The organism is Streptomyces sp. NPDC029014 (assembly GCF_055564695.1).
On sequence record NZ_JBVHVT010000188.1, the window covers coordinates 1 to 3,402 of the forward strand.

The window sequence follows — 3,402 nt, forward strand, 5'->3', positions numbered from 1 at the left end:
CCACCCACCCCCAGTCTGGGGGTGTCTCTCTTCGTCGCTCTCCTCCTTTGTGTGTCCCCCCCCCCCCCCCCCCCCCCCCCACCGGCGCTCCCGCGGGAATGCGCCGACCGGAAGCCCCAACAGGTCGGGTCGCGGCCGAGGTGATTCGCCGGGCGTCCCCGCCGGTCTGGAGCACCTGGATCCGTCTCTGTGGGCGGTCCTGCCGACAAGCTTGAGGACCTCTCGCTGGGCAACCAGCAGCGCGCTCAGATCGCCGTCGCGCTCGTGCACCGACCGGAAGCCCTCGTCCTGGACGAGCCGTTCTCCGGTCTCGACCCGGAAGCCGTCGACGCACTCAGCGGACTGATCCGCTCCTGCAGCGACGACGGCGTCCCCGTCCTGTTCTCCAGTCACCAGCTCGACCTGGTGGAGAAGCTCTGCGATGAACTGGTCATCCTCTCCGGCATCCGGATCGTGGTGGAAAGCTCGGCGAGAGCCGGACTCTCCCTTGCAATCCCTGGACCAATAGCCCGCAAGCTCGGCACATCCGGTGTTATCTGCTGCCTCTTGTACCGAACTGTGACGCTCCCGGCGGCCTCGGGCCGCGTCGGCCCCCAGGGGGGCGGATTCTTTTAGCGAATCCTTAACGGATGGTGTGCCGACTTCTTGGAACGGAGCGCGATCCGGGGCCCAAGTCCCCTGCGGGCGAAGGGGATATCACGCTGCCCTGGGGTCGGGTGCGGCGCGGTGGGGGCGGGCGCCGAGCGGGCTGAGTTCGAAGGCCAACCGCCCCAGGGTGACAAGGGTGTCCTGCCCGAAGACGAGAACCAGCCACCACCGCACCTCCCGGTCCGCTCGATCTCGCCCGGATCACGATGCGACCCCGGCCTCGGGCGCCGAGGGCAGGCGGGTGACGATCTGCGCCATCGGGGCTCTCGCGGCCGAAGCCGGCCGATCGGGTTCGCAGCCGGATGGCGACCGGCTCGCGTGCTTGTCGCCGGAAGAGCCCTGGGCTCTGAGATGGTTGGCGCGGGCCGGCGCAAAGACTGCGGCCGTGTACCGCCCTCGTTGACCGGGAGAGACGTATGACCATCAAGGACATCGGGCCGGAACCCCAGAGCTTCGACCTCGAGAAGGCGACGCTCGAGAACACGGACTACCGCGCGGTCGCCTGGTCCGGGAAGTACCTTCAGCTGACCCTCATGTCGATCCCGGTGGGCGAGGACATCGGCCTGGAGGCGCACCCGGAGACCGACCAGTTCCTGCGACTCGACGCGGGCCGGGGCCGCGTCCAGATGGGCAGCGCGAAGGATCGACTCGACTTCGACCAGGAGGTCGAGGACGGCTGGGCGATCTTCGTACCCGCCGGCACGTGGCACAACGTCACCAACATCGGCGACGAGACCCTGCAGCTCTACGCCGTGTACGCGCCGGTGCACCACGCGTCGGGCAAGATCCACGGGACATCCGCCGACGCGGAGCGCGACGAGGACTCGGGCGGCGACGCGCCGCCGAGCTGGTCGGTCCAACCTGCCCGACAGCCATCGGACGAGCACGCCTGACCGGCGAGGGCGCCCGGGAACGTGCTCATGCCCGCCCGCGTGTGCCGGGGCGTCCGGCGCGGGAGGGGTGGAGGGGTTCTCGGCAACACGAAAGCCCCGGGTCTGTGACCTGGGGCTTTGCTGTGGAGCGGATGACGGGAATCGAACCCGCGCTATAAGCTTGGGAAGCTCATGTTCTACCATTAAACTACATCCGCAGGACGCTCCAGGTGACTGGAGCGGTACCGTTGCACACTCTACCCCATGATCGACCCCCGGTGAATCATCCGCGGGGTCGTCGTTGCTTGTGCGGTGCACCGACGGTCGTGCGGGCGGGAGTTGGGGCGTAACGTACCGGTGCGGCGGGCCGCGGGAGTGGCGCGCTGGAGCGGGTTCCGAACATCCCCTAATGTGGCGATTCGTCGTAGTACGGCAGGTTGGGGAAAGGACCTCGATGGAGAACACCGTCGTCCGTTGTGCCGAGGGGCATGTGTTCAGTACCGCTTCGTTTCCGCTGCAGCACCTCGGTGCCGGCCGGATCGGCCCGGGCCGGCTGCTGCGGTGCCCGCGGTGCGCGCGCCTGAGGCACGCCGTCCCCGTGGGGGATGCCGGCAAGCGGTAGACGGCCGGGCGCGCGGGCGCCCGCTCTCGATTGGGGGTGGCTCGCGCGCTCTGCGTATCCTCGGGACGTGCTTCTCTCTGACAAAGACATCCGGGCCGAGATCGACAGCGGACGGGTGCGCATCGACCCGTTCGACGAGTCGATGGTGCAGCCCTCCAGCATCGACGTGCGTCTCGACCGCTACTTCCGGGTGTTCGAGAACCACCGCTACGCCCACATCGACCCCGCCATCGAGCAGCCGGACCTGACCCGGATGGTCGAGCCGGAGGGCGACGAGGCGTTCATCCTGCACCCCGGCGAGTTCGTGCTCGCATCGACCTACGAGGTCATCTCGCTGCCCGACGACATCGCCTCCCGCCTGGAGGGGAAGTCCAGCCTGGGCCGCCTGGGACTCGTGACGCACTCCACCGCCGGGTTCATCGACCCCGGCTTCTCCGGCCACGTCACGCTCGAGCTGTCGAACCTCGCCACCCTCCCGATCAAGCTGTGGCCCGGCATGAAGATCGGGCAGCTGTGCATGTTCCGGCTCAGCTCGCCCGCCGAGTTCCCGTACGGGAGCGAGCGGTACGGGTCGCGGTACCAGGGCCAGCGCGGGCCGACGGCGTCGCGCTCCTTCCAGAACTTCCACCGCACCCAGGTGAGGCACGAGGCATGAGCAACGTACGCGAATCCCTGAACTACGAGGGCTTCGGCCGTGCCGTCCGGGAACTGGCGACGACGATCGCCGAGGACGGCTACGAGCCCGACATCATCCTGAGCATCGCCCGCGGTGGCGTCTTCGTCGCGGGCGGGCTGGCGTACGCCCTCGACTGCAAGAACATCCACCTCGTGAACGTGGAGTTCTACACCGGCGTGGGCACCACGCTGGAGATGCCGGTCATGCTGGCGCCGGTCCCGGACGCGATCGACTTCTCCGACAAGAAGGTCCTGATCGCCGACGACGTCGCCGACACCGGCAAGACGCTGAAGCTCGTCCACGACTTCTGCGTCGGGACCGTCGCCGACGTCCGCTCCGCCGTCATCTACGAGAAGTCGCACTCCCTCGTGAAGTGCGAGTACGTGTGGAAGCGCACCGACGACTGGATCGAGTTCCCGTGGTCGGTCGAGCCGCCCGTCGTCAAGCGCGAGGGCCAGATCCTCGACGCCTGACCGCCGTCCGCGGGCCCCGTCCCGCCGCGCACTCCCGGGGGGGGGGGGGGGGGGAGGGGGGCAGATACGCATCTAGGTGGCATGTATGAATTAGCATACTAAATGAAACGG

The 3,402-nt window shown here is 68.4% G+C and carries 4 protein-coding genes and 1 tRNA gene; 4 read left to right on the top strand and 1 reads right to left on the bottom strand.

Annotation, left to right across the window (positions count from 1 at the left end; translation table 11 throughout):
• The first annotated feature begins 189 nt into the window (after window positions 1–189).
• Window positions 190–615, top strand: coding sequence for an AAA family ATPase (locus tag ACZ4VL_RS40205; protein WP_468210882.1), 426 nt, complete (start codon window positions 190–192; stop codon window positions 613–615).
• A 449-nt stretch (window positions 616–1,064) separates the two neighbouring features.
• Window positions 1,065–1,541, top strand: coding sequence for a cupin domain-containing protein (locus ACZ4VL_RS40210; RefSeq protein ID WP_468210885.1), 477 nt, complete (start codon window positions 1,065–1,067; stop codon window positions 1,539–1,541).
• Between the two features lie 123 nt (window positions 1,542–1,664).
• Here ACZ4VL_RS40210 and ACZ4VL_RS40215 read toward each other — a convergent pair.
• Window positions 1,665–1,738, bottom strand: a tRNA-Gly gene (locus ACZ4VL_RS40215).
• Window positions 1,739–2,209: 471 nt separating this feature from the next.
• On the opposite strand from ACZ4VL_RS40215, the gene dcd reads away from it, so the two are divergent.
• On the top strand, window positions 2,210–2,797 hold the full coding sequence (gene dcd / locus ACZ4VL_RS40220) for a dCTP deaminase (RefSeq protein ID WP_179172804.1): 588 nt from the start codon (window positions 2,210–2,212) through the stop codon (window positions 2,795–2,797).
• On the top strand, window positions 2,794–3,291 hold the full coding sequence (locus ACZ4VL_RS40225) for a phosphoribosyltransferase (RefSeq protein ID WP_179172805.1): 498 nt from the start codon (window positions 2,794–2,796) through the stop codon (window positions 3,289–3,291). The genes dcd and ACZ4VL_RS40225 overlap by 4 nt, the downstream gene beginning before the upstream one ends.
• Window positions 3,292–3,402: the final 111 nt, after the last annotated feature.

Excerpts from the sequence above, each read along its gene's own strand:
- ACZ4VL_RS40225 (WP_179172805.1), top strand. The coding sequence starts at position 2,794 with ATGAGCAACGTACGCGAATCCCTGAACTACGAGGGCTTCGGCCGTGCC.
- ACZ4VL_RS40210 (WP_468210885.1), top strand. The coding sequence starts at position 1,065 with ATGACCATCAAGGACATCGGGCCGGAACCCCAGAGCTTCGACCTCGAG.